A 23,721-nucleotide genomic window follows, 5' to 3' on the forward strand; every position below is an offset into this window, starting at 1 on the left:
GCCGTCACCACCTCCCCCCTCCTACCGGATGTGCCCAGCGTCCGGCTGGGGCTCTCCGCTCCTCGTCGGGGAGGACCGGAGTGTCGAACCAGCCGTCCGCGAGCAGACGTTCGACGTGCAGCGCAGGCTCGCCGCCCAGCGGGACCACGACGGCACGGGGCACTTCAGCGCGGACGCTCTCCCGCTCGAAAGGCGTGTCGTCGGCGAAGACGACGGCCTCCGGGGCGAGGCCCAGCCGCGCCGCTACGGTGCGCACGCCCTCGGCCTTGGAGCCCCAGTCCGCGAGGACGGTGGCGAAATCGTCGGCTTCCAACGGCGATTCGGGGTGTGTGGCGAGGGCGCGGGCGACGGCCTCGGGGTCGTTCCTGCTGCACACGGCGAGCAGGACGCCCTGGGAGGCGAGCTGTTTGATGGTGCGCTGGAAGGCGGCGAAGGCCGCGCCGCGCAGAGTGCGGGTGCGGTCCAGATCGAGCACCAGGCACTTCTTGGCGGCGCCGCGCAGCCCGCGGATCAGGTGCGCGGCCTCCCGCGCGTAACCGGCCAGCAGCTCGGTGGTGCAGTGCGCGTCGGCGTAGGCGCCCGTGCGCGGCTCGTCAGCGCGGACGCCCGCGCTGGTGACCGGCTCCAGGTCGAGCACGGCGACCCCGGCGGACGGGTCGGCCATGTACAGCAGGTCGGCGTTGAACTGCCGCCACAGCCCGCCCAGTTCGGCGCGCTGGGTGAGCGAGGTGAGCTGGTGGGTGAAGCGGTGCAGCAGCGGCACAGTGTTCAGCACGAGCGTCGCCCCGGCAGGCGCGTGGGCGGCGTGCGCCTCGGCGAGTTCGCCGAGCACCTTGCGCTGCCGCTCGGCCGCGACGCTCACCTCGATCGGCTGCCATGGCGTCGGGACCTTGTCCCAGACGGTGAGCGGGTCGAGCACACACAGGGTGACATCGGGGGCGTGGGCGTAGAGCGGGGAGCGCGGATCGGCGAGGCCCGCGAACCGCTCGCCGCTGCCGCACACCCGGGTGCGGGCCAGGATGCCGTGCCGCGCCAGCTGTCCGGTCAGTGCGGGCACCAGCTCGCCAACGGTGCCCCGTCCGGTGACGGCGACGCGCACGGTGGGGGTGTCCGGGTGGTGGGCGTACCCGGTCGGCACGCAGTCCCTCTCACGCATCGGGTGCCTCCTGGGGTACTGCCGGCGGTGCCCCTTCCGGCGCCTCCACGGTGAAGCCCGCACGGATCCATTTGCTGGACTCGACAGCCAGCACCAAGGCGCGCTGCGCCCGGGTGAGACGGGGCAGCAGGCGGTCGAGCTGCAGGAAGACCAGCGCGTTGCCGTTGTTGCCGGTCTCCGCGACACAGGAGACCGGCTCCCACTCGAATCCACGGCCCAGCTCGCTCGTGATCTGCTCGGTCATCCGGCCACTGAGCTGTGGCGGGAGGAGGTAGTCGACAGACTCGCGGCGCCAGCCCGAGACGGTGAGCAGCGTGTCGCGCAGCTCCCGGGCCAGCTCCGGCACCCGGTGCTCCACCGCCTTGTAGTCCTCCGTCACCGCCGGGCGCCGCACACCGCCGGCCCGCAGATCGGCCGCGCCGAACCACTCGACGCGCTGGCCCGGCGGCAGTCCCGGCCCGGCCAGCCGGTGTTCGAGATGGGTGAGCACGGCTCGGGTGCCGGGGCGCGGCGTGCCGCTGACGACGGCGGCGCCCGCACCGTCGCCGAACAGTACGTAGTTGACCAGCGCGCCCGGCGGCAGGTCGCGGAAGTCCTGGCCCAGGTCCAGGTGTTTGCTGCACACGTCGCCGCCGACGACCAGGCCCAGCCCGGACGGGCTGACCGACAGCAGGGCGCGGGCCACGGCGAACGCCTGAACGGCGCCGCTGCAGCCGGACTGGAGCTGGTAGGCGGCGGCGCCCCCGATGCCGAGCCGGTCGGCCAGCAGTGCGGCGGTGGTGGGCATCAGCGCGTCCGGGGTGGCCGTCGCCAGCACGATGAAGCCGATCTCGGACGGTTCGGTGCCCGCGTCGGCCAGCGCACGGTCCGCCGCGTCGGTGCACAGGTCCTCCAGGGACCAGCGGACCCGGCCGCTGTCCAGGTCCACGGTGAAGTGCCGGGTCCTGGTGCCGATGAAGGTCTCCACCCACGCGGAGGGGATACCGAGACGCCGGGAGAGCCGGTCGTTGCCGACCGGCTCTCCCGGCAGCGCGGTCCCGGTGCCCAGCAGATGCACGGAGGGGGTGTCCGCCGCGCGGGCGCGGGCCATCACACGGCCGCCGGTGCCAGCAGGCCGCGTACATAGGCGGCGAGGGAGCCGATGCTCACCAGGCTGGAGAGCATCTCGGGCAGCGACAGCTCGCCCAGCTCGGGAAAGCGGACTTCCAGCCGGTACTTGAGCTCCATCAGCATCACGGAGTCGAAGCCCAGGTCGTCGTAGAAGCGCAAGTCCTCGTCCAGCTCGCTGGGTGCCCCGCCGATGATCTCGGCCACCACAGTGCGGATTTCAGCCTGGATGTGGGCGGTGTTGTCCGGTGGGGCCGCCGCCGGATCGCCGAGCTGCGGGAGGGTGTGGTGCGGGCCGGAGCCGTTGCCGTTCCCGCTGCTCCGATGTCCGTTTCCGTTGCTGCCGTTGCTGTGCGCGGCGCCGTTCCCGTTGCTGGGCGCGGCCGGTGTCTCGTACGGCATCGTCGGCGGCTGCCGCCAGGAGCGCCAGTGGGTGGCGAAGACGTGGGGCTCCATCCGTACGGTGCGCCGGTCGGCTTCGGCGTACAGCCGCTCCCACTCGGGGTCGAGCCCGTCCTGGTACAGGCGGGCCACCACCTCGGCGAGCTGCCGGGGGCCGGAGTCGGCGTTCCGGCAGGGGGCCAGCGCGGGGATGCCGCGCGCTGCCGTGATGCGGCGCAGCAGCCCGGTCAGCACCGGCTTGGGGCCGATCTCCACGATGTGGGTGGGCGGTTCGGCACACAGCGAGCCGACGGCCTCCTCGAACCGCACGGTCGCCGGGATCTGCTCCGTCCAGTACGCGGCGTCCAGCGCGGCCCCCTCGGGCAGCTGCGCGCCGAGCACCGTCGAGTGGAACGGAATCCGCGGCGGCGCCCCGGGCACGCCGTCCGCCGCTTCGGCGAAGGCGTCCAGCATCGGCTCCATCAGCGGCGAGTGGAAGGCGTGCGAGACCGTCAGCGGGGTGCAGCCGAAGCCGCCCCGCTCCAGCCGTTCCCGGATCCGGGCCAGCCCCGCCAGGTCGCCGGAGAGCACGGTGGCGCCGGGTGCGTTGACGGCGGCGACCGCGCACAGCGGCTCGTCCACGGCCAGTGCCCGCGCCTCCCGGGCGCGGGCCCGGGTGGCGAGCATGCCGCCGCCCTCGGGCAACGCCTCCATCAGCGCGCCCCGCCGCGCCACCAGCCGGGCGGCGTCGGCCAGTTCCAGCCCGCCGGCGATCACCGCGGCGGCGAACTCGCCGATGCTGTGCCCGATCACCGCGCACGGCCGCAGCCCCAGCTCCGTCAGGGTCCTGGCCAGCGCGTACTCGACGGCGAACAGCGCGGGCTGGGTCAGCCCTGTACGGTGCACGCGCTCGCTGCCCGCGAGGATCAGCTCGTGCACCGGCTCGCCGGTCCAGGGGCGCAGCGCGGCCGACGCGTCCTGGAGGAAGCCGCGGTAGAGCGGCGAGCCCGCGTACAGCGCGGCCGTCATCCCGGGGTACTGCGCGCCCTGACCGGTGAACGCGAAGGCCACCATGGGCTCTTCGGCTGCTGCGACCGGCTCGGGCATCGACCCGGCCGCGGTCCGCAGCTCTTCGGCCAGCTCCTCCGGGGTGCCGGCCACCGTGGCGAACCGGCACGGCTGCGCTGACCGCACCCGGTTGCTCGTACGGCACAGTGCCGCCAGATCCCGGGAGGGGGTGGCCTCGGCTGCCGCTGCCTGGACGCGGAGGTTGGCGCGCAGCGCTTCGGGGGTGTCGGCGGAGAGGGTGAAGATGCCGGGTGCCGACGCATGCGGCTCGTTGCCGGGCGGCGGGTGCGGCGCGGGGCCCAGTACGAGGTGGGCGTTGGTGCCGCCCATGCCGAAGCTGGAGACGCCGACACGGCAGCCGGGCCCTTCGGCAGCCAGCTCCAGCGGTTCGGTCACCAGCTCCATCTGCCGTCTGCTGAGGGCGAGTTGGCCGTTCTCGGTGCCCTCCCAGGGCCCGGGCGGCACGGTGCCGTGGTGCATCGCCAGTACGGCTTTGAGCAGGCCCGCCATACCCGCGGCGCCCTCCGCGTGGCCGATGGCGGCCTTGACGGAGCCGAGCGCGAGCGGCACCGCACGCGGGCCCTGCCGGGCGCCCAGCGCGTCGTCGAGAGCGAGGACTTCGATGAGATCGCCGAGCGCGGTGCCGGTGCCGTGCGCCTCGACGTAGCGGATCTGGCCGGGCTCGGCGCCCGCGCGTACGCACGCGGCGGTGACGACCTCCCGCTGGGCAGCGCGGTGCGGCGCCATGATGCCGTTGCTGCGCCCGTCCTGGTTGACGGCGCTGCCGTGGATGACGGCGTACACCGGGTCGCCGTGCCGTACCGCCTCGTCCAGCCTGCGCAGCGCCACCACGCCCACGCCCTCGCCGCGGCCGATCCCGTCGGCCTCGGCGGCGAACGGCTTGCAGCGCCCGTCGGCGGCGGCGAGCCCGGCCTGCTGGTAGATCTGGTCCAGCGCGGTGCCGATGACGACGTTGACGCCGCAGGCCAGCGCCAGGTCGCACTCGTCGGTCAGCAGCGCGTTGCAGGCCAGATGCACGGCCACCAGCGACGAGGAACAGGCGGTGTCCACGGTGAGGCTGGGACCGCGCAGATCGAGCTGGTAGGCGAGCCGGTTGGCGAGCATCGAGCGCCCGCTGCCAGTGCCGGTGCGGGGTGTGATGCCCGCGGGGTCGGCCAGCGCCAGCCGCGCCCAGTCGTCGGCCATCGCGCCGACATAGGTTCCGGTGCGGCTGCCGGCCAGCTCGGGCGGCGGCACCCCGCAGTCCTCGACGGCCCGCCATGCGCACTGCAACAGCAGCCGCTGCTGCGGGTCCATGGCGCTCGCCTCGGCGGTGGAGATGCCGAGGAATCCGGGGTCGAAGGCGTCGGCGGCGGCGAGGAACGCACCCTTGGCCCCGGCACGGAACCGGGAGGGCGGCGGGCTGCCGACGGCGTGCGCGGTGCCGTTCAGCAGTCGCCAGTACGCGGCCGGGTCCGGAGCCCCGGGAAACGCGCAGTCCAGCCCGACGACGGCGATGGCACGCGAACTCATCTGTGCCGCCGGGCCGGCTGCCCAGTCGTGGCGCGGCATCGTCACACCTCCGCGGATCCGTCGGCGCGTGCGTTGCCGCCGCTACGCGCGTACTCGTCGGCGAGGCAGCGGGCCAGTGCCTCGACGGTGGGGTGGTCCCAGGCGACGGTCGGCTCCAGGTAGAGCGCGAACTCGTCCTCGATGTCGCCGTAGAGGCTCAGCGCGGCGACGGAGTCCAGCCCGTACTCCGCGAACGGCGTGCGCGGGTCGATGTCCTCCGCCGACCGGTTCAGGAACTCCGCCAGCCGGGCGGTCAGCCAGCGCGCGAACTCGCGCTCTCCCAACGCCGGTTGCGCCCCTGGCGGGTCGGGAACGTGGGCTCCGATCGGTTGCGGCACCATGGCATGCTCCTCGTCCTGCTCCTCGTCCTGCTCCTCAGCCGGCGAGCGGAGTGTCGTACAGGTCGTAGCTGCGGGCCTCGTGGTACCGCGACAGCACCTCGTCCAGCAGGTGTTCCTCCCAGCCTGTGGGCAGCTTGGGCAGCGGGCGGCCGAGCCGCTTGGCGATCCGGGTGAGGGCGATGGTCAGCCACACCGGAGAGGCGAGGAAGTCCGTGGAGGCGGCGTGCCCCTCGTGCTCATCCGCGGACCGGTGCTGGTTGCGCCACACCCCCAGGCAGGCCGCCGCCGCCAGCAGCAGTGCGTAGCGGTCGGCGCCCGCGTAGGCGCGGGGGCTGGCCAGTACGGTGCGGTCCTTGGCGGGCATGGCGGCGCACTCCTCCTGGAGGCCGCGCAGCTCCGCCTCCAGCTCGCCGGCCAGCGCGACCAGCGCCTCGCCGTATTCGCCGGTGCGGGCGCGGAGTCCCGCGCCGGTGCGGGCACCGGCCTCCGTGCCGCCCTCGCCCGCCAGTTCCTCGGCGGCTCCCGCCAGCGAGCAGGCCAGCCCGTCCGCCGTCGCCACCAGCTCCAGCCGTGCGGGGTCCAGGGGCGGCAGCGGGTCGCGGATCCGGAAGAGCCCGTCCGGTGCCGGCGGGCCGGTGAACCACGCGGTGCGGGCCAGCCGGGGCAGCTGCGGGATGATCGTCGCCTGGCAGGCCGCGGTGCCCGCGTGCCCCAGGCTGATCATCGGCAGGTCCCTCACGTGCTTCTGGAAGGCGCCGTACTCGCCGCCGCGCACATAGAAGTTGGCCCCCAGCACGACGGACAGGTCGTAGGTGGTCTCCGTCAGCAGCTTGGGCAGCAGATACTTCACGGCCGCCGCGTACACGCTCGTCTCGGCGGGCAGCAGGTGGACGGCGCGGGTGGCGGCCAGCGCCAGGCAGTCGCAGATCAGCAGATCGGTGAAGGCGCCGACGAGGGTGGCACGGGCGTGTGGGATCTCCAGCACCGAGCGGTGGTACAGCTGCCGGTTCAGCGCGAAGCTCACGGCGGTCCGCAGCGCGGTGTCGCCCCCGCCCAGGATCATCGACGGTACGACGCTGCGGGTGATCTGGAAGGAGCGCAGCGCCAGTTCGACACCGTCACCCAGCTCGCCGACGAGCGCGTCGCCCGCCACCGGGCAGCCGGTGAACTCGATACCGGCGTTCTGGCAGCCGCGTACCCCCACGGTGGCGTAGCGCGCAAGATAGCGCAGATGCCCGTCCGGCAGCCGGTCCTTCTCCACCAGCAGCACGGAGTGGCTGCGGCTGCCCGCGGCGTCGTCGGTACGGCTGAAGAGGACCAGCGCCTCGGCACGGACGACGTTGTTGATGACCTGCTTGACGCCGTCGAGCAGAAACCCGCCGTCGGCGGTGGGGGTCGCACGGAACTCGTTTCGTACGAAGTCGTTGCCGTGCGCCAGCTCGTGGTACGCGATGGCCAGCCGTCCGCCGCCCAGCAGCAGTTCGGCCACCCGCCGCCGCTGCTCCTCGGTGCCGGCCGCCCATACGGCGATCGCGGCGAGGAAGGAGGTGGCGCCGTACCCGAGCCCCAGGCTGGCGTCCCTGCGGAAGACGGCCCGCAGCACCCGGCCCATGGTGTCCACCCGCTCCAGCCTGCCGCCCCACTCCCGCGGGACGAACTCGGCGTTCAGCTGGAAGTCGGTCAGTACGTCCTCCGCCTCGGCGAGCAGCTCGCCCCGCTCGTCGGCGGCCAGCAGCGCCGTGAGGCCCAGCGGGTTGTCCGGGTCGGACGGATCGCCGAAGCGGCGCTCCAGGTCGGCGATCCGATGCTGGACACGGAGCTCTTCTTCGGCCCCGGTGCCCTCTGTACCCTCGGTCGGCGTCAGCATGGTGGTCCCTCTGCTATGCGGCACGGGAGCAGGGAGAACAGCTCCCCCGCCGCGTACTGTGCTGCCATCCGTTCCAGCAGCCGCTCATACAGCGGCTCCCGCGCCTCCTCCTCCACCCCCCAGGGCCGCGGCAACGGCCCGGTGCTGCCGGGTACAGCCTCCTCCAGGGCGCTCGAGAGCCGGTCCAGCACCGCCTGGAGCCACAGCGGCGACGGCTGGCTGTTGTGCCGCCACAGCCCCAGCGCGCAGGCCGCGGCGAAGCAGGCGCTGTAGCCGCGCGCCAGCTCGAAGCTTTCGGCGGGCGCCCCGCCCGGCACCAGCCGGGCAGCGCCCATCCGGGCATGCAACTCGCCGCAGGCTGCCGTCAGGGTGTGTGCCGACCGCGCCGCGGCCGCCAGCCGCACATCACCGGCCGCAGCACGTTCGAGAGCCGCCGTGTTCACGGGCAGCGAGGCCATCAGCCTGCTGCCGCGCCGGGCCAGCAGGCTCAGCCGGTCAGGCCGCAGATCCGGCAGCGCGCGTACGAGGGAGAAGGTGTCGGTCTCCCAGTCCGACTGCCGGTCCGAATGCCGGTCCGAATGCGGGTCCGGTGCGGTGAACTCGCGGTCCAGCGTGCGGAACTGGGCGGTGAGCGCGTACAGGTTCACCATCGTGTTGCCGTCGAAGATGCCGACGATGCGGTGGTCGCGCTCCAGCTTCTGGAAGCGCCCGTGCGCGTGGTAGTCGCTGAGGAACGCGCGCGCCCCCAGCACCCCGCGCAGCCGCAGCAGCATCCGGTCCACCAGGGTGGGCACCAGATATTTGGCGACGGCCGAGGTGACACTCAGCTCGCCCGGGAGCGTGTGGATGCTGCGCGCCGCGACCGCGCTGACCGCCTCGGCGGCCAGCAGGTCGCCGTAACACTCCGCCAGCGTCCGCCGCACCAGCGGCAGATCCAGCATCCGCCGCCCGTACAGCTCCCGCTCGGCGGCGAACCCGTGGGCGAGCCGCAGCCCGTGGTCGGCGGCACCCAGCGAGAGCGCCGTACACAGCGAGCGGGTGATCTGGAGCGCCTTCAGCACGGTTTCCGGGCCCTCACCCTCCCGCCCCACCAGGCACTCGCGGCCCACCGGTGCCCCGTCGAAGGCGAGGCCGCTGATGTCGGCGCCCCGGATGCCGAGTGTGGGCACCTTGGGCAGGGTGCGGAAGGTGCCGGCCGGCAGCTCCGCCTTGTCGACGAGCAGCAGGCTGAAGCCGCGCGGCCCGCCCTCCGGCGCCGTACGGGCCAGCAGACAGACGAGCCGGCCGCGGGTGGCGTTGTTGATGAGCCACTTCTCGCCGGTGATGCGGTAGCCGTCGGGCGTCGGCTCGGCGACGACCTCGCCGGCCATCAGATCGCTGCCGTGGGCGCGTTCGGTCAGCCCCAGCGAGACGGGCTCCCCCGCGCGCACCAGATCGGCCAGCCGCGCCGCGCCCGCGCCCTCCTCGGCGACCCAGATGCACACGGCACCCAGAAAGGTCTTGCCGTGCCCCACCGCCGTCGTCAGATCCCGCCGGGCGAGGGTGCGGATCAGCTCCAGCAACTGCGGCAGACAGGTGAGGGTGCCGCCGTACTGCGCCGGCACGTAGTAGTGCTGGACGCCCAGTTCGTCGAGCGCGGCGCAAGCGTCTGAGGGGAACTCCTCGGCGGCGTCCTCGCGGGCCGCGGTGGCGTAACCGAACGGGCCGGTGCTGTGGGGGTCACCGAGCCAGGCGTCCAGCCGTTCGGCCAGCGGCCACCGCGCGACGGACGCCGAAGCCGGTTCCCGCGCCACGGGCGCCGAAGCCGGTTCCCGGGTGACCGGCGCGGAGGCCGGCTCCCGGGTTGGGGCCGGCTCGGGCCCCTGCCGCGTACGCCGCCCGCGCAGCACCGTCATCGTCGCTCCCCCGCGCCGCGGCGGCTGCCTGCGCGGGCGTCGGCCCCGGCGTCGACCAGCTTGCGCACCTCGGGCGCTATCACCTCGTGCAGCGGCTGGATCTGCCCCTCCAGGAACATCTGCCGCATGGCGCGGCGCTGCAGCTTGCCGCTGGTGGTCCTGCGCACGGTGCCGGGGCGCACCAGCAGTACGTTCTCGGCGGCCACCTCGAACTCCCGGGCCACGCACTGCTGCACATCCGCCGCCAGCGACGCCAGCCGGGTGTCGTAGTTGCGGCTGGTGCGTACCTCCTGCACGACCACCACATGGTCCCGGTCCGACTCCACGGAGAACGCGGCACTGGAGCCGAAGAGCGCGCTGACCTGCTGCACGCTGCGCTCGATGTCCTGCGGGTACAGATTGCGCCCGGCGACGATCATGATGTCCTTGAGCCGTCCGGTGACGAACAGCTCCCCGCCGTCCAGCACGCCCAGATCCCCCGTACGCAGGAAACCCTCGGTGCCGTCGGCAGTGGTGGCGCGGAAGGCGTGCGCGTTGTCCAGCGGCCGGTTCCAGTAGCCGTGCGCCACGCTGTCCCCGCGCACCCACACCTCGCCGACCCGCCCGTCCGGCAGCTGCGCGTGGCTCTCCGGGTCGACGATCCGCACCTCGCAGCCGCGCGGGATGCCCGAACTGACCAGGGTGCGGCCCGGTCTGCCCGGCCGCGCCTCGCACAGGGAGTGGCGCTCCAGGTCGCCCGAGTCGACGGTGCGCTCCAGCGCGGGGCAGCCGGGAGTCCCCCCGGAGACCAGCAGGGTCGCCTCGGCCAGCCCGTAGCACGGATAGAACGCCGAGCGGCGGAACCCGGCGGGTGCGAACCGCTCGGCGAACGCGTCCATCGTCTCGGCCCGCACCGGCTCGGCCCCGTTGACGGCCGTCGTCCAGCGGGAGAGGTCCAGCCCGCTCAGCTGCTCGTCGGTGACGCGGCGCAGACACAGGTCGTAGCCGAGGTTCGGGCCGCCGCCCGTGGTGATGCCGTAGCTGTCGACCATGCGCAGCCAGTTGACCGGGCGCTTGACGAAGCTGATCGGCGGCATGAGCACGCCCCTGCTGCCCAGCCACAACGGGTGCAGCAGATGGCCCGCCAGACCCATGTCGTGGTGGAACGGCAGCCAGCCGCCGACCACCGAGTCGCCCGTCGTACGCATCCCCTGCCGGATGGCCTCCTGGTTGGCGAGCATGTTGCGGTGCGTCACCATGACGCCCTTGGGATCGCTGACCGATCCGGAGGTGTACTGCAGATAGGCGACGTCGTCCGGCAAGAGTCCGGGCTCGTGCCACTCCGGTCCGCCGGCCGCGCCCGTCGCCCGGTCGGTGGCAAGGCAGACGACGTCGGAGTGACCGATGGTGGCCAGCAGTTGGGAGACGGCGGAGGCGTTCGCCGAGTCCGTCATCAGATAGCTGACGGCGGCGTCCTTGATGATGTTCCCGACGCGCTCCACGTTCTGCCGGGCGCCGCTGGGCGGCGGCGCCGGGACGGCAACGGCGCCGGCCAACAGGCAGCCGAGGAAGCTGATGACGAACTGCGCGCCGTCGGTGTGCAGGATCAGCACCCGCTGCCCGTGACAGCCGCGCTCCTGGAGCCAGGCGGCCAGCTGGAGGGAGCGGGTGCCCAGGTCGCCGTAGCTGAGGGAGTCGGCTTCGAGCCGGTCGTCGCGGCCTGCCCGTACGAACTGGTAAGCGGTCGCTTCGGGCCGCTCGTGGATTCTCCGCAGTGCGAGTTCCGAGAAGTTCCTGGGCACAGCCATCATCGCCCCCATAGCCCCGTTGGCGGCCCGCCCGACGGGCGGGCCTTTCCAGAAGACACGCGAACGTGTCATCTCTGGCCAGAGCTTGACTCGACCCCCTCAAGTCCCCCTTCATTCACCGTGGATCCTTGCGGATCGGGGGCCGCCGCCTGCTTCTCCCTCACATCGAAATGCGGGACCACCCAGAGCATTCCGTACGTGGAGAGGGCCCTCCACACCGCTGCCAACGCCGCACGCCACACAGTGCCTCCCGGGGTAGCCGACTTGGCCCCCAGCGTGAGTGGGCCCACTCGTGGACGGCTTTAAAGCGGCGCTGCCATGCCGACGGCGTCAGCCCTCACGTTCTTCGACGGGCCCGCCGAGGCGCAACGCGGCGTCGATGAGGGGGACATGGCTGAAGGCCTGCGGAAAGTTGCCGACCAGCCGTTGGCGCGCGGTGTCGAACTCCTCCGCGAGGAGGCCCACGTCGTTGCGGAGAGCCAACAGACGTTCGAAGAGCCGGCGGCCCTCGGCGGGGCGGCCGATGAGGGCGAGGTCGTGCGCCAGCCAGAAGGAGCAGGCGAGGAAGACGCCCTCCCCACCGGGGAGCCCGTCCCCCTCGCCGGTGACGGGGTAGCGCCGTACGAAACCGTCCTCGCACAGCTCCCGCTGCACCGCCTCCACCGTGCCGACAACCCGCGGATCGTCCGGCGGCAGAAAGCCCACCTGCGGTATCAGCAGCAGCGAGGCGTCCAGTTCGCGCGAACCGTAGGACTGGGTGAAGGTGTTGCGGTCCGCGTCGTACCCCTTGGCGCACACCTCACGATGTACGTCGTCCCGCAGGGCACGCCACCGCGCGACGGGCCCCTCCAGGCCGAGCCGGGAGAGCCGGCGCACCGTACGGTCGGCGGCCACCCACGTCATCACCTTGGAGTGGGTGAAGTGCCGCCTGGGCCCGCGGACTTCCCAGATGCCCTCATCAGGCTCGCGCCAGTTGGACTCCAGGTAGTTCATGAGCTTCATCTGGAGGATGTGCGTGCTGTCGTCGCGGGCGTCGGGCGTCAGCCCGGAGGTCTGGCCGAGCCACAGCGCGTCGATCACTTCGCCGTACACGTCCAGCTGGAGCTGGTCGGCGGCGCCGTTGCCGATGCGTACCGGCCGGGAGCCCTCATACCCGGGCAGCCAGGCCAGTTCGGACTCGGCGAGCTCCCGCTCACCGGCGACGCCGTACATGATCTGGAGGTTCTGCGCGTCACCGGCCACCGCCCGCAGCAGCCACTCGCGCCAGCGCCGGGCCTCCTCGCGGTACCCGGTGCGCAGCAGCGCGCCCAGCGTGATGGCGGCGTCCCGCAGCCAGGTGTAGCGGTAGTCCCAGTTGCGTACCCCGCCGAGTTCCTCGGGCAGCGAGGTGGTGGGCGCGGCGACGATGCCGCCGGTGGGCGCATAGGTGAGGGCCTTGAGGGTGATGAGGGAGCGGACGACGGCCTCCCGCCAGCGCCCGGTGTAGCTGCACTGAGCGGTCCAGCCGTACCAGAACCGCTCGGTGCCGCACAGCAGTTCTTCCGCGTCGGGCCGGGGCGGCGCGGCCAGGTGCGAGGGCTGCCAGCTGAGGGTGAGCGTCACCCGCCGGCCCGCGGCGACGGTGAAGTCGGCGTGAGTGGTCAGGTCGCTGCCGTACGTCTCGGCGTCGGTGTCCAGCCACAGCGAGTCCGGCCCCGCGACGGCCACGGTACGGTCCGCCAGGCCGGTGCCGCGCCGTCCGCCCTCCCGCCGTACCCACGGCACGACGCGTCCGTAGCTGAACCGCATCCGCAGCGCGGAGCTCATCCGCACCCGCCCGGAGACGCCCTCCACGATCCGCACCAGGCACGGTGCCGCGTTCCGGCGCGGCGGCATGAAGTCGATGACCCGTACGGTGCCCTCGGGCGTGTCCCACTCGGACTCCAGCACGAGCGAGTCGCCCCGGTAGCGGCGCCGCGCCGCTGCTTTCGGGGCCGGTCCGCGGGCGGCTGGGGCCAGCCGCCAGAACCCGTGCTCGTCGGTGCCGAGGAGGCCCGCGAAGACCGCGGGTGAGTCGAAGCGCGGCAGGCACAACCAGTCCACCGAGCCGTCCCTGGCGACCAGTGCGGCCGTCTGCATGTCCCCGATCAGCGCGTAGTCTTCTATGAGCGTCGCCACTCGGCCTCCCCGAAAGCACCGGCCACCAGCACAGGCTGCTGCTGTGGAGACCCGCTAGAGGCTGGCTGGGTCGCGTGTGCCCCTGTCCGACGTCCGCAGGCTGCGGCGCGATTGTGGCTGGTCGCGCAGTTCCCCGCGCCCCTTCGGGGCACGCCCCTCTCCGCGAAGCTTGGGCAGTCTGCGCCAGGGGCGCAGGGTGGGCAAGCGCAGCCCCCATGCGGGGTACGTGCTCAGCGAAGCCCCAGGCAGGACAGCCACGTGCGGCTGCCGCCGGTGGCTGTCAGCATGGCGGCGAGGACACCGCCCGCGCCGCCCAGCAGCCCGTACCGTTCCTCGGCGAGTGCCGCCAACTCGTCCTCGTGCGCGACGAGATGGACCAGCAACCGGCCCCGCAGCTGTGTGGCGGCGGGCAGCCGGCCGTGGCAGTGCAGCGCGTCGGCGATCGCCAGCACGCCCGCAGCACCGTGGCACAGGCCGAGCCGGTCGCCGGGATGGTCCCCGAAGAGGTGATAGCCCTCGTGGAAGCCTTCGGCCAGCGAGGTGAAAGCGGACGCCGCCCAGCTGGACGCCGCCCCGTCCTCGAGCACATCGGCCGCCTCCCACAGCGCCCAGGAGACACCGGGGGTGCCGTAACACCACCCTTGGCGCGCGTTCGCGCCGGGCAGCCGGGGCGCTCCGTCGGGCCCGCAGCCGTTCCAGGAGCGGATGTCCCGCGCGTCGTCGAAGGACTCGCCCACCAGCCAGCGGCAGGTGTGACCGAGCGCGGCGGTCAGTTCGGGACGCGGACCCAGCCGCCGTACGGCCGCGCTGAGCGCCACCGTGACGCCTGCGACCCCGTGCCCCATACCGGTGTTAACACGCCCGTGCAGCCGGCCCAGCAGCGGATGGTCGGGGTAGTGGGTGCGGAGGCCGGGCAGTTGGGCAGCGTCGCAGAGGGCGGCGAGGTGCTCGGCGTACGCGGCCAGCCCCGCCTCGCCAGGGGCACTCCCGTTCGGAACGCCCTCGGCCAGCCCTTTACCGAACCCCTTGGGCGCGCGCCTCGTGTCGTCCGTCCCGGCCGATGTGCTTCGCGCCCCGGCCGCCCTGTCCCGCGTACTCCTCGCTTGGGGCAGGTCTCCGGTCAGCGCGAGGAGGACGCCGGAGGGGCCGAGGATCAGGTCGTAGTCGGGGAAGGTGACCGCTCCGTACGGCACTTGGCCGCTGACGGGCCGGTCCAGCAGCCGGTCCCGCAGCCGGTCGGCGACCGGATGCAGCGCCGGGTGCAGTACGGCACACTGCCGCAGCCCCACGAGCGTCCCCGCGAGCCCGCCGTCGTACAACCCGCGGTGGCCCGGTCCGCGTCCCGCCGCACGGGCCCAAACGGCGCAGGCGCGGGCCGCGACCGCCGCCGCCTCGGCACCTCCGGCCTCGGCCACCTGCCGCGCCAGTACGGGGATTCCGGGATCACCGGCCAGTTCGGGCGGCACGCCGACGGATACGTCAGGCGGCCGCCGCACCGCGGCCTGTCTGGCGCGGTCGGCCCATCGGTCGAGCGCGGCGACGGCGACCCGTAGGGCCACCGTACGGATCCCGGCATCGGTGAGAGTGTGCTGCGTCATGGCAGGCCCCTCCTTTCTGTTCACTGTCCTGTTCGCTGTTGATGTGGCGTCCGTCGCCGTTGATGTGGTGTCCGCCCCGGCGCACCGCCGCTGTGGGAGTACGGACGGGCGCCGGGGAGGCCGGTTGCCGCGCCGCACCAGGCGGCAGCAGCGCGTTCTGCGAGCTCTTCGGCAGTACGGTCGTACGGCAGGCGCAGCAGCAACTGGGAGGCCACGCCGAGCGGTTCGGCGGCTTCCGACGGCCCGGGCAGCGCCGCGAGATCGATGGGGCAGCGGCTTGGCGCCCGGGCGGGTGCGCACATGGCCGAACCGGGCAGCCCGGCCGACCGCCGTAGCGCGGCGAACGCCGCCAACTCGGCGGGCTCCGGGTCCGTGGGCCGCCACAGCGCGGCGCGGGGCAGCCGCCACTGCGCGAGGCTGACCATCAACAGCCCGCCGACCGTCAGCCGCGGCACCCGCGCCGCTGCGGGGAACGCCCCGGCGAGCCCGTCCAGCCGCACCATCCGCACGGTGGGCGGGTGCCCGGCGGAGGTCAGCAGCCGCAGCAGCCGGTCGTACGGCGGCGCGGGCGCACAGGTGGCGTGGTGCACAGGCAGGAGCCGTACCCCGTCGGCATCCGCGATCAGGCTGCGCCTTACCCGAACCGACCAGTCGGTAGGTCCCGCCGAGCCGAGGGACTCCGCCGAGGAATCGGGCAGCATCCCTCCAATTGCCGCCCCGCGCAACACCGGCGCACCCGCGGCCGACTTGCGCGGCGCCGCGCTCGTCGCAGGGTCGGGTGGGCCCGCGGATGCCGGGTGGCCTCGTTCGCGCCTCGTGACGGCGATGTCAGCGCCGGGTCGGCGTGCCCGCATGGGGAACCCCCCCTCGGATGCCAGCACGTCGGTCAGCAGGCCCTGGCGAGCGAGGGACAGTCGGCCTCGGTTCCAGTGGCAGACGGTGAAATAGGCGACGGCCGTGCGCGGCCCTACTGTTGCCTCGCCTGCTTCGAAGTACCCCTGTCGCCAGCGGGTTGCCGCCTGACGGACCGCCTCGGCGTGCCGGTTCAGTGCGGGGCGACGCTTCTCGGGGAAGGCGAGCAGCGCCTCTTCGCGGGATGCGCGCCAGTACGCGACGATGGCCGCGGCGGCCTGCTGCCGTGCCGCCGGATCGACGCCCGCCGCCGCGCCTCTCAGCCCGCGCCCGGCCTCGCGGCTCAGGGCGTGCCACACCCCACGGTGCTCCCAGCCGACGATACCCAGCCCGCCGAAGAGCTCCCGCAGCAGCAACAGCGACTGCCGCCAGGCCGTCAACTGCCCCTCGCAGCCCGCGTGCGCGACATGGTGATCCAGCCAGGCAAAGGAATCGAGGGTGAACAGGTCGTGCACGTACGCCATCGACGCCGGACCGCCGAAGAGATACTGCTCAGGCTCGTACACCACGCACACCGGCCGCGTCCGCGCACCCTCGCACCGGGCGAGCCGACGCAGCAACGCGGCGCGCAACGGTGCGGCGCCGTCCGCAACGGACGCCTGAAAGCGCACCCGCATTCCGGCTTCCTTGTGCATGAAGAAGAAGTTCCGCGCTCGATCCGCGCCGAGGAATTCGCGTGCCACCATGCCCAGTTCCGCACAGAAATGCGCGCGGGCCCGCTCCTCCTGCTCCACAGCCAGATTGACCTGCGCCCAGGGCGCCTCTGCCCTCGAATCCCGCGCGGCGGCGAGTCCGGCGGCGACGCCCACCGACAGAGCCGCCCGACCACGCGAGCGCATCTCCCGCAACCGTCCCCCCACGGCAGACCGGGAATGCGGCGGGCGCAGCAAATACCAAGCATCGGGCAATTCCAGCCCCTTTCGCCGGTGATTACGCTGCCGCAATCACTTCACAAAAGGGACTTGCCCGCCTTTCCGACCATCGAACGACCGACCACCTCTCTTCATATAACCGGCAGTTGTACGCCGGAGCACTGCCACCAGGCAGCAGGCGCCGAACCCGCAAGCGGTGCGCCACGTATGACGGCACGGGAGGGGAATTCCCGGAGAGCGGAGGGGTCGTGGGGCCGGGGGCCGGGGGCCGGGGGCAGGCGTCGGGAGCTGCTGTCAGTCTGCCGAGGTCCTTTGGGTAAGAGTCTCCGCCGAGACGAAGGTCTCCGGCGGAGCGGAGGACTCCGCGGGAGCGACGGACTCCGCGGGAGCGGGAGATCCCGCGGAAGCGAGGGACTCCGCGGAAGCGAGGGACTCCGCGGGAGCGAGGGATCCCCCGGAAGCGACGGACTCCGCGGAAGCGGGAGATCCCGCCGAAGCGAGGGACTCGGCGGAAGCGGGAGATCGCCCGGAAGCGAGGGACTCGGCGGGAGCGAGGGACTCCGCAGAAGCGACACTCTCCGTGGGGGCGACGGACTCCGCCAAGGCGAGGGTTTCCGCCGGGGCGGCGGCACCGGCCAGCGCGCCCTTGCCCGGGGCGGCCAGATCGGTGGCCCTTGCACGGGCGGTGGCGGCCAGCGCCGCTCTGCCCAACTCGTCGGCGAGACGGGCCTGGCCGAGCCAGTTGTAGGGGCTGGTGGGGCGCAGATTGAGGCGTTCGCTCAGCAGGGTGCGGGCCAGCTCGAACCGGCGTGCCCGCAGCGCCGCCTCGACCAGCGTGCGCTCCACCGCATCCCGCTGTGCATGGCTGCCGCCGAACGTATGGAGCCGCCCGCGCACCGGCAGCAACAGATCGACGGCCTCCTCGTACCGCCCCCGCGCGAAGGCGATCAACGCCCGGGAGACCGGCAATCCGACCTCCGCCGTCATGGTGTGGTTGGTGACACCCGGATGCGGACGCTCCGCCCACTCCGTACGGTCGGCCACCAGCGCCTCGGCCTCCCGCACCCGACCGGCACCGAGATATGCCATGACGGCATGGGTGTCGTTGAAGGCATAGTGGGGACCGTCCCCGCGTGCCGCCCAGGCATCGGCCAGCGGGCCCCAACGGTCACCGACAGCCCGCCGGGCCTCCTCTCCATCCAGGTAGAGCCGCCACAACAGCGCGGCCGCGTCCAGCAGTTCGAGAGCCAGGCCCGCGGAAGAGGCGGGATCGTGCACGGCGTCATAGATCTCCAGCACGCGGCCCGTATCGCCTGACTCCAGCGCATAGAGGGCGTAGTGCCACCAGTTGTGCACAGCCATCATGTTGTTGGCGCCCCAGTCCCGCGTACGAGCGTCGAGATAGCGGATGCCCTCCGCAAAGCGCCCCTGCATCTCCAGGGTGTGTACGACTGCGTGAATGCCCCATACGTCGCCCGGCTGCCGCTCCACAGCGGCCGATGCCATCTGTTCCGCCCGGGCATAGTGCCCCGACTCCTCCAGACCGAAGCCGAACATACCCAGAAGCGGACCATAGTGCGGATCCTCATCGTCCCAGGCCGTCAGCGCCCCGGCGATCCGATCACGCAGCGATGCGGCATTCCCGGTGAAGAAGTCGATCTGGTGCCCTACCGCCAGCGCCAGAGCGTCCTGCGGCCAGCTGACGTTGATCTCGCGCAACAGCGCACCGGCCCGCTCGATGTCGCCGCCGAGCCAGACGGACGCCGCACACAGGTGCGCCCGCTCGCGCTCGGTGAAGTTGGTGTGATCCGCCTCGGCACGGAAGCGCGCGAACTCCTCACCCGCAGCTGCCGCCTGGCTCTGCTCGGTACCGAGCAGCCCCAGATACGCGGCGAACACCTGGCCCAGCGGCGCCCCCGGCGCCACCCGACGCATCGCACCGACGGACTCGGCAACATCACCCCGGAAGAACAGCAGCGAGTCGACCGCGCTCTCGTACCACGCCGCTGCCTCCGCACCGCCGTCGCCGCTGCCGAGCCCACTCATCTCCAGCCCGTGCCGGTCCCGCTGCCGACAGCCACCCCGCCCGGCCCTCGCCCTCCCGCCCGGCGCGGCCCTGCCAGCAGCCCCCTCCCCCGAGCCCGCGCCAGCCCCGCCACTCGCCGACGCCCCGCACGCCGAGCCCCCAGCCAGCCCCATCCCGGCAGGCTCTTCCAGGACCGACCCGTCCCCGGCAAGCTCCGCGGAGGCCGGACCGTCCCCGGCAAGCTCTTCCAAGGCCGACCTATCCCCGGCAAGCTCTTTCAGGACCGACCCGTCCCCGGCAGGCTCCGCGGAGGCCGGACCGTCCCCGGCAGGCTCTTCGGAAGCCGGCCGATCCTTGGCAGGCTCCTTCAGCGCCGGTCCGTTCGGCGCGGGCTCCTCACTCGGCGGGGCGTCCGGGTCGGCCGGTGCCGTTGCGGCGAGCCGCTCCCCCGTTCCATTTGCCGCGTCCTCCACGCCCGGTGCGCTGCTCATTGCCGTTCCTCCCGCCGACGCCGCCACCGCCGCCCGCGGTGGCCTTCCCACGCGGCATACCCCGCACCTGCCGCGGGGCCTCATGCTGCCCGGGGGGAGTGCCGGGCAGCCAGTGGGCGGGGCGGGTCAGCGTGTCGGGCACGGTGGTGGTCGCATCACCGCGGGCGGCATTCAATTGCGGCTGGGTCAGAAAGAGCGACCCCGACAGATCGGCACCCCGCAGATCGGTATCACGCAGGTCCGCCCCGAGGAAGTCCACCTGACGCAGATCCGCACCACGCAGGTCCGCGGCAATCAGTAGCGCTCCCCGCAAAGTGGCCCCGCGCAGCCGCTCGCCCCGCAGCCGGGCTCCCATCAGATCGGCTCGCCGCAGATCACGCCCGCCCAGGCCGCTCCGTACCCGCTCGCTGACCCGCTCCAGCACCGGCCCAACACGCCCCCGCCACGCGTCCACCCCCACGCCTCGCAGTACATCGGCATCGCCCTCGACCAACGCATCGATCTCCGCGATCAAGAGGCCAGCCTCCCTGTCGTACCCCGCAGCTTCGGCCTCCGTCAGCAACCACAGCAACTCGTGTAGCTGCCTCGTCACCCGGAAGACCTCGAACATCTCCGGTCCCGGCGCCAGCCCCTCCCGCGCGGTCACCCGCTGCCCGGCCCCGTAGCAGTCGAAGACCGAGCAGCCGGTGAACCCGCTCTCCCGCAGCCGCGCATGGATCGAGCACCGATTCTCCGCGGTCAGGTTCGCGCATCGCTTTCCAGCCGATTTGTCGACAGCGAAGTCCGCCGACGCGGTGAAGGGCAACGCCACACAGCACAGTCCCGCACAGCTCCCGCAGTCGGCCCGCAACCGCTCCGCGCTCCCCTGCCCGCTCGTCTCACTCACCCTCCCAACCTAACCCGCCCCGGAAGTCACCCCCGCCCTCATCAAGCGGCGCCCATACTCGCCAATTCCTCCCTCCGCTCCACCCAGGACACCTGCTCCACCAAGACGCCGACCCCGCCCCCACCGAGACTCCCCACGGGGGCGCCCCCAACCGGGACCCGCCCCCACAAAGGCTCCGACGAACGCGCCCCTTCGACGAAGGCCAACCCCGACGAATATCGGGCGAAGGCCCTCGCGAGGCCGGTGGAACGGACGGGCTTCGTCACCGGCATATCGGGCTATCCCATACGCGCCCCCGGCCTTCCCGCCGGGCCCCGCAACAGGCTGTATGCCGGAACGACGCTCGCCACCAGACCCAGCACCAGGCAGCCACCCACGGAACCCGCCACCCACGGCCAGGCGACCACCGCCTCCACCGGGACGCCCAGGCTCTCCCGCAGCCCATGGACCATCCCCAGCAGCGCGGGTATGACCACGACCATGCCCAGCACGGCTCCCAACGCAACAGCGCACACCGTCTCCCCCGCGACCGCCCGCAACGCCTGCCCGGACGTTGCCCCCGAGAGCCGCAGGATCCGCAGGTCCCGGGCTCTGTCCGCGGTGGCCGTCAGCAAGGTGGAGGCCACGGCTATGGCGGTGTACCCCGCAGTCATTGCCACCAGCATCAGCGTGAATATCCACACCAGCCGGTCTTCTTGGGCCTCGGTCGAAGAGGCATAGCGCTGCACCGAGACTTCGCGGGCCCCCAGTGCACCGCCGAGCTGCGGCAATGCGTCCTCGCCCGTGCGGTAGGCGACGTCCGCGAGAGCCGACGGATCGTGTGCCCGCACCACTGCACGTGGAAGCACCAGTTGATACGGCACCTCCCCGTCGCCCAGCACCGCCGCCACCCGCAGCCGCTCCTTGCGGCCGTCCTCGAAGGTGAGGATCGCACTCCGCCCCTGTCGCCAGCCGTGCGCGGCAGCCACAGACTCGGTTACCACGACACTGTCCATCGGTGGCACGTGGTGGCCGTACAACCTCGCAAAGCCCCCACCCACCCCGGTCGCCGTGAGCGCCACCTGCCCGCGTCCTCCATAGACGGTGGTGCTCAGCATCGCGTTGCGGGTCACGCCGGCTGTCGCTGTCGCCGCGTCGCTGAGGCCCGGGGTGCCCGCAGGCGCCAGTGCGGTGCGCGCCCGCACAGTGGCAGCCTGCCGGTCGGTGTCGGCGGTCTCCGTCGTCTGCACCGTGCTGGTGATGAGCACGGCGAACGTCACGGTGGCCAATACCGGAGCCACGGTGGCAGAGGTGCGGCGCACCGCTGCTCGCATGTTCTCCCGTACGAGCAGTGACGTCGCCCCCGGACGGCCTGCCAGCGGGCGGGTGAGCGCTCCGACGACGGGCCGTACCAGTGCAGGTATCAGCAGGGCGAGCCCAGCGGTCAGCCCCGCTGCCGTTCCCAGTCCGAGCAGCACCATGGTGTCGCTGTCGGCGAAGGCCGTTCCCACCGCGCAGGCCGCTCCCAGCGCCGTCACCACCAGTCCAGCCACCCATCGCCTTCGGGTCATGGGGCGCTCATCGACGGCCGCTTCCCGCATCGCCTCCATCGGTGCGACCCGTGCCGCGCGCCGTGCAGCCGACCACGCCCCCACCAGCGCCACAACACTTCCCAGCACCAGGGCGGCACACGGCACCCACCAGCGGGAGTGCACCGCGAAGCCCTGCGGCTGCAGACCCGCGTCCACCAGTACTCCGGCAACCGAGGGTGCAACGGCCGACCCCACCACCGCCCCCACGGCGGCTCCGAGCATCCCTACGGTTATCGCCTCGGCGCAGACCGTGCGGCGCACCTGCTTCGGGGTGGCCCCGGTGATCCGCAGCAGCCCGAACTCGCGGCGCCGCTGCGCCACACTGAACGCGAACGTCGAAGAGACGATGAAGACGGTCACGAAGGCCGAGAGCGCGGCCATGGCGGTGAGCACCTGTGCACCGATCCACCGGGTCATCTCGTCCTGCTGCCGCGCCAGGGCGTCACGGTCCTTCCCGGCGAGGACCTCGCCTCCCCCGGCCGTGCCTGCTACAGCCCGCTCGGCAGCATCCACCACGTCCGCGGCGGATGTGCCGGGCTCGAGGGTGAGTCCGAAGACGCGAACTCCGCCTGCAAGCGCTGCCGCACGCGCGTCGGTGACGTAGTAGCCGGGTCCGTCCAGCGTGCCGGAGACGATGAATCGGTGGGGACCGTCGGCGGTGAGTACCGTGACCCGGTCTCCGGGCTGGTGCCCGTAGCTGCGGTCGAGGGCGATGTGGTCGGGTTTCGTCGGCGCCCGCCCGTCGTGCAGGCCATACGAGGCGAGGGCTGCCGAGGACCAGCCGTGACCCTGCCGCTCCCCCTTTTCCTGCTCCCTACCCGGCAGTTGGGCATAGAAGGAGCGGTCGGCGACGGCCGCGCGCACCCCCTTGAGTCTGGCCAGCTTTCGTCCCAGCTCTGTCGCGTGTCCCGGCGCCCACGGCGGCGGCTCCGCGAACTGGCCTCCCACCTGCTCCCCTGCGGGCGCCCGCACCAACACGGGTGCGCCGGCCAGACGTTCGGGCACTGCGGTGCCGCCGGAAAGCAGCATCAGCGCGCTCATCGTCACCACGGTGACACCGAGCGCTACGGCCACGAACGATCCCAGAAACGCCGGCCAGCGCTCCCGTACTGTCGAAAGACTGATCACGGCTGCACCGCCCCTTCCCCCTCGGCTGCGGGCCGGGAGTCGCTGTCAGCGGTAGCGTTATCTGCTGCTGTGGACTTCTCCAGCGCGGCCATTCGTGCCGCGATCGCCTCCGCGCCCTCGCTGCCGCGCAGCTCACTGACGGGTCTGCCGTCGGCAAGCAGCACCACGCGGTCCGCATAGGCGGCGGCTGCGGGATCGTGGGTGACCATGATGATCGTCTGGCCGTTCGCATCGACCAGTTCGCGCAGCAGGCGAAGGACCCCGCGCGAGGTGTGTGTATCGAGCGCGCCTGTGGGTTCGTCGGCCAGCAGCACGGCCGGGCGCGTGATGACGGCTCGGGCCAAGGCCACCCGCTGCTGCTGGCCGCCTGACAGCTCGCTGGGCCGGTGCCCGGCACGCTCCCCGAGTCCGAACCGTTCGAGGGCAGCGGCCACTTCTCCCGGCCTGGCCCGGCGCCCGGCGAGCCGGAGCGGCAGCTCGACGTTCTGGGCAGCCGTCAGCGCGGAGACGAGGTTGAACGCCTGGAAGACGAAGCCGATCCGTTCGCGGCGCAGCACCGTCAGCGCATTCTCGTCCAAGACGCCCAGCTCGGCCCCGTCGACCAGCACGCTTCCTCGAGTTGGCCGTTCTATACCGGCCGCGCAGTGCAGCAACGTGGACTTGCCGGAGCCGGACGGGCCCATGACGGCGGTCATGGTGCCGCTCCCGAAACTGAGGGTCACGCCGCGAAGGGCGGTGACGGCTCGTTCCCCCTCTCCGTACCGCTTCTCCACTTCGCGAAGTTCTACGGGCGCGGGCGCTTCAGTTCGTGCGGCGGGATGTCCAGCCGTCGGGCCGGCGGCCCGCGACGTGGTCTGTTCCTTGGTCATGGCTCAAGGGAACGCCGCAGGACGCCCCGGACGCAGC

The 23,721-nt window shown here is 72.6% G+C and carries 14 protein-coding genes; all 14 read right to left on the reverse strand.

All coding sequences use genetic code 11. From position 1 onward, the window contains the following. Positions 1 to 4 precede the first annotated feature (4 nt). The 14 genes from ACTWQF_RS25980 to ACTWQF_RS26045 all read right to left on the reverse strand — a co-directional run bounded on the left by ACTWQF_RS25980 (position 5) and on the right by ACTWQF_RS26045 (position 23,684). Positions 5 to 1,156 carry a hypothetical protein gene (locus tag ACTWQF_RS25980; RefSeq protein ID WP_443282108.1) on the reverse strand — a complete coding sequence of 384 codons (1,152 nt, stop codon included), beginning with the start codon at positions 1,154 to 1,156 and terminating at the stop codon, positions 5 to 7. Further along, positions 1,149 to 2,246, reverse strand: a complete 1,098-nt coding sequence (locus ACTWQF_RS25985; RefSeq protein ID WP_443282109.1) for a 3-oxoacyl-ACP synthase III family protein — start codon at positions 2,244 to 2,246, stop codon at positions 1,149 to 1,151. Before ACTWQF_RS25985 ends, ACTWQF_RS25980 begins: the two co-directional genes overlap by 8 nt. Then, complete coding sequence (locus ACTWQF_RS25990) at positions 2,246 to 5,284, reverse strand: type I polyketide synthase (RefSeq protein ID WP_443282110.1); 3,039 nt, start codon at positions 5,282 to 5,284, stop codon at positions 2,246 to 2,248. Before ACTWQF_RS25990 ends, ACTWQF_RS25985 begins: the two co-directional genes overlap by 1 nt. A gap of 2 nt (positions 5,285 to 5,286) precedes the next feature. Continuing rightward, a complete protein-coding gene (locus ACTWQF_RS25995; protein WP_443282111.1) occupies positions 5,287 to 5,625 on the reverse strand; it encodes an acyl carrier protein in 339 nt (112 codons plus the stop codon). 34 nt (positions 5,626 to 5,659) lie between these two features. Further along, on the reverse strand, positions 5,660 to 7,492 hold the full coding sequence (locus ACTWQF_RS26000; RefSeq protein ID WP_443282112.1) for an acyl-CoA dehydrogenase family protein: 1,833 nt from the start codon (positions 7,490 to 7,492) through the stop codon (positions 5,660 to 5,662). Continuing rightward, positions 7,486 to 9,387 carry an acyl-CoA dehydrogenase family protein gene (locus ACTWQF_RS26005; protein WP_443282113.1) on the reverse strand — a complete coding sequence of 634 codons (1,902 nt, stop codon included), beginning with the start codon at positions 9,385 to 9,387 and terminating at the stop codon, positions 7,486 to 7,488. Before ACTWQF_RS26005 ends, ACTWQF_RS26000 begins: the two co-directional genes overlap by 7 nt. Further along, positions 9,384 to 11,246 carry a fatty acyl-AMP ligase gene (locus ACTWQF_RS26010; RefSeq protein WP_443282114.1) on the reverse strand — a complete coding sequence of 621 codons (1,863 nt, stop codon included), beginning with the start codon at positions 11,244 to 11,246 and terminating at the stop codon, positions 9,384 to 9,386. Before ACTWQF_RS26010 ends, ACTWQF_RS26005 begins: the two co-directional genes overlap by 4 nt. Positions 11,247 to 11,504: 258 nt before the next feature. Further along, positions 11,505 to 13,331 carry a glycoside hydrolase family 15 protein gene (locus tag ACTWQF_RS26015; RefSeq protein WP_443282115.1) on the reverse strand — a complete coding sequence of 609 codons (1,827 nt, stop codon included), beginning with the start codon at positions 13,329 to 13,331 and terminating at the stop codon, positions 11,505 to 11,507. A gap of 230 nt (positions 13,332 to 13,561) precedes the next feature. Then, positions 13,562 to 14,929 carry a lanthionine synthetase LanC family protein gene (locus ACTWQF_RS26020; protein ID WP_443282116.1) on the reverse strand — a complete coding sequence of 456 codons (1,368 nt, stop codon included), beginning with the start codon at positions 14,927 to 14,929 and terminating at the stop codon, positions 13,562 to 13,564. A 20-nt stretch (positions 14,930 to 14,949) separates the two neighbouring features. Next, entirely contained in the window at positions 14,950 to 16,680 is a 1,731-nt protein-coding gene (locus ACTWQF_RS26025; protein WP_443282117.1) for a thiopeptide-type bacteriocin biosynthesis protein, read from the reverse strand. 327 nt (positions 16,681 to 17,007) lie between these two features. Then, positions 17,008 to 18,759 (reverse strand): tetratricopeptide repeat protein, encoded by a 1,752-nt coding sequence (locus tag ACTWQF_RS26030; RefSeq protein ID WP_443282118.1) that lies wholly within the window; start codon positions 18,757 to 18,759, stop codon positions 17,008 to 17,010. Positions 18,760 to 19,135: 376 nt separating this feature from the next. After that, entirely contained in the window at positions 19,136 to 20,116 is a 981-nt protein-coding gene (locus tag ACTWQF_RS26035; protein ID WP_443282119.1) for a pentapeptide repeat-containing protein, read from the reverse strand. Positions 20,117 to 20,394: 278 nt separating this feature from the next. Continuing rightward, complete coding sequence (locus ACTWQF_RS26040) at positions 20,395 to 22,761, reverse strand: ABC transporter permease (protein ID WP_443282120.1); 2,367 nt, start codon at positions 22,759 to 22,761, stop codon at positions 20,395 to 20,397. Between the two features lie 50 nt (positions 22,762 to 22,811). Next, positions 22,812 to 23,684, reverse strand: coding sequence for an ABC transporter ATP-binding protein (locus ACTWQF_RS26045; protein WP_443282121.1), 873 nt, complete (start codon positions 23,682 to 23,684; stop codon positions 22,812 to 22,814). Positions 23,685 to 23,721 lie beyond the last annotated feature (37 nt).

The sequence above is a fragment of the Streptomyces sp. 8N114 genome (genome assembly GCF_052245835.1).
Classification (GTDB): domain Bacteria; phylum Actinomycetota; class Actinomycetes; order Streptomycetales; family Streptomycetaceae; genus Streptomyces.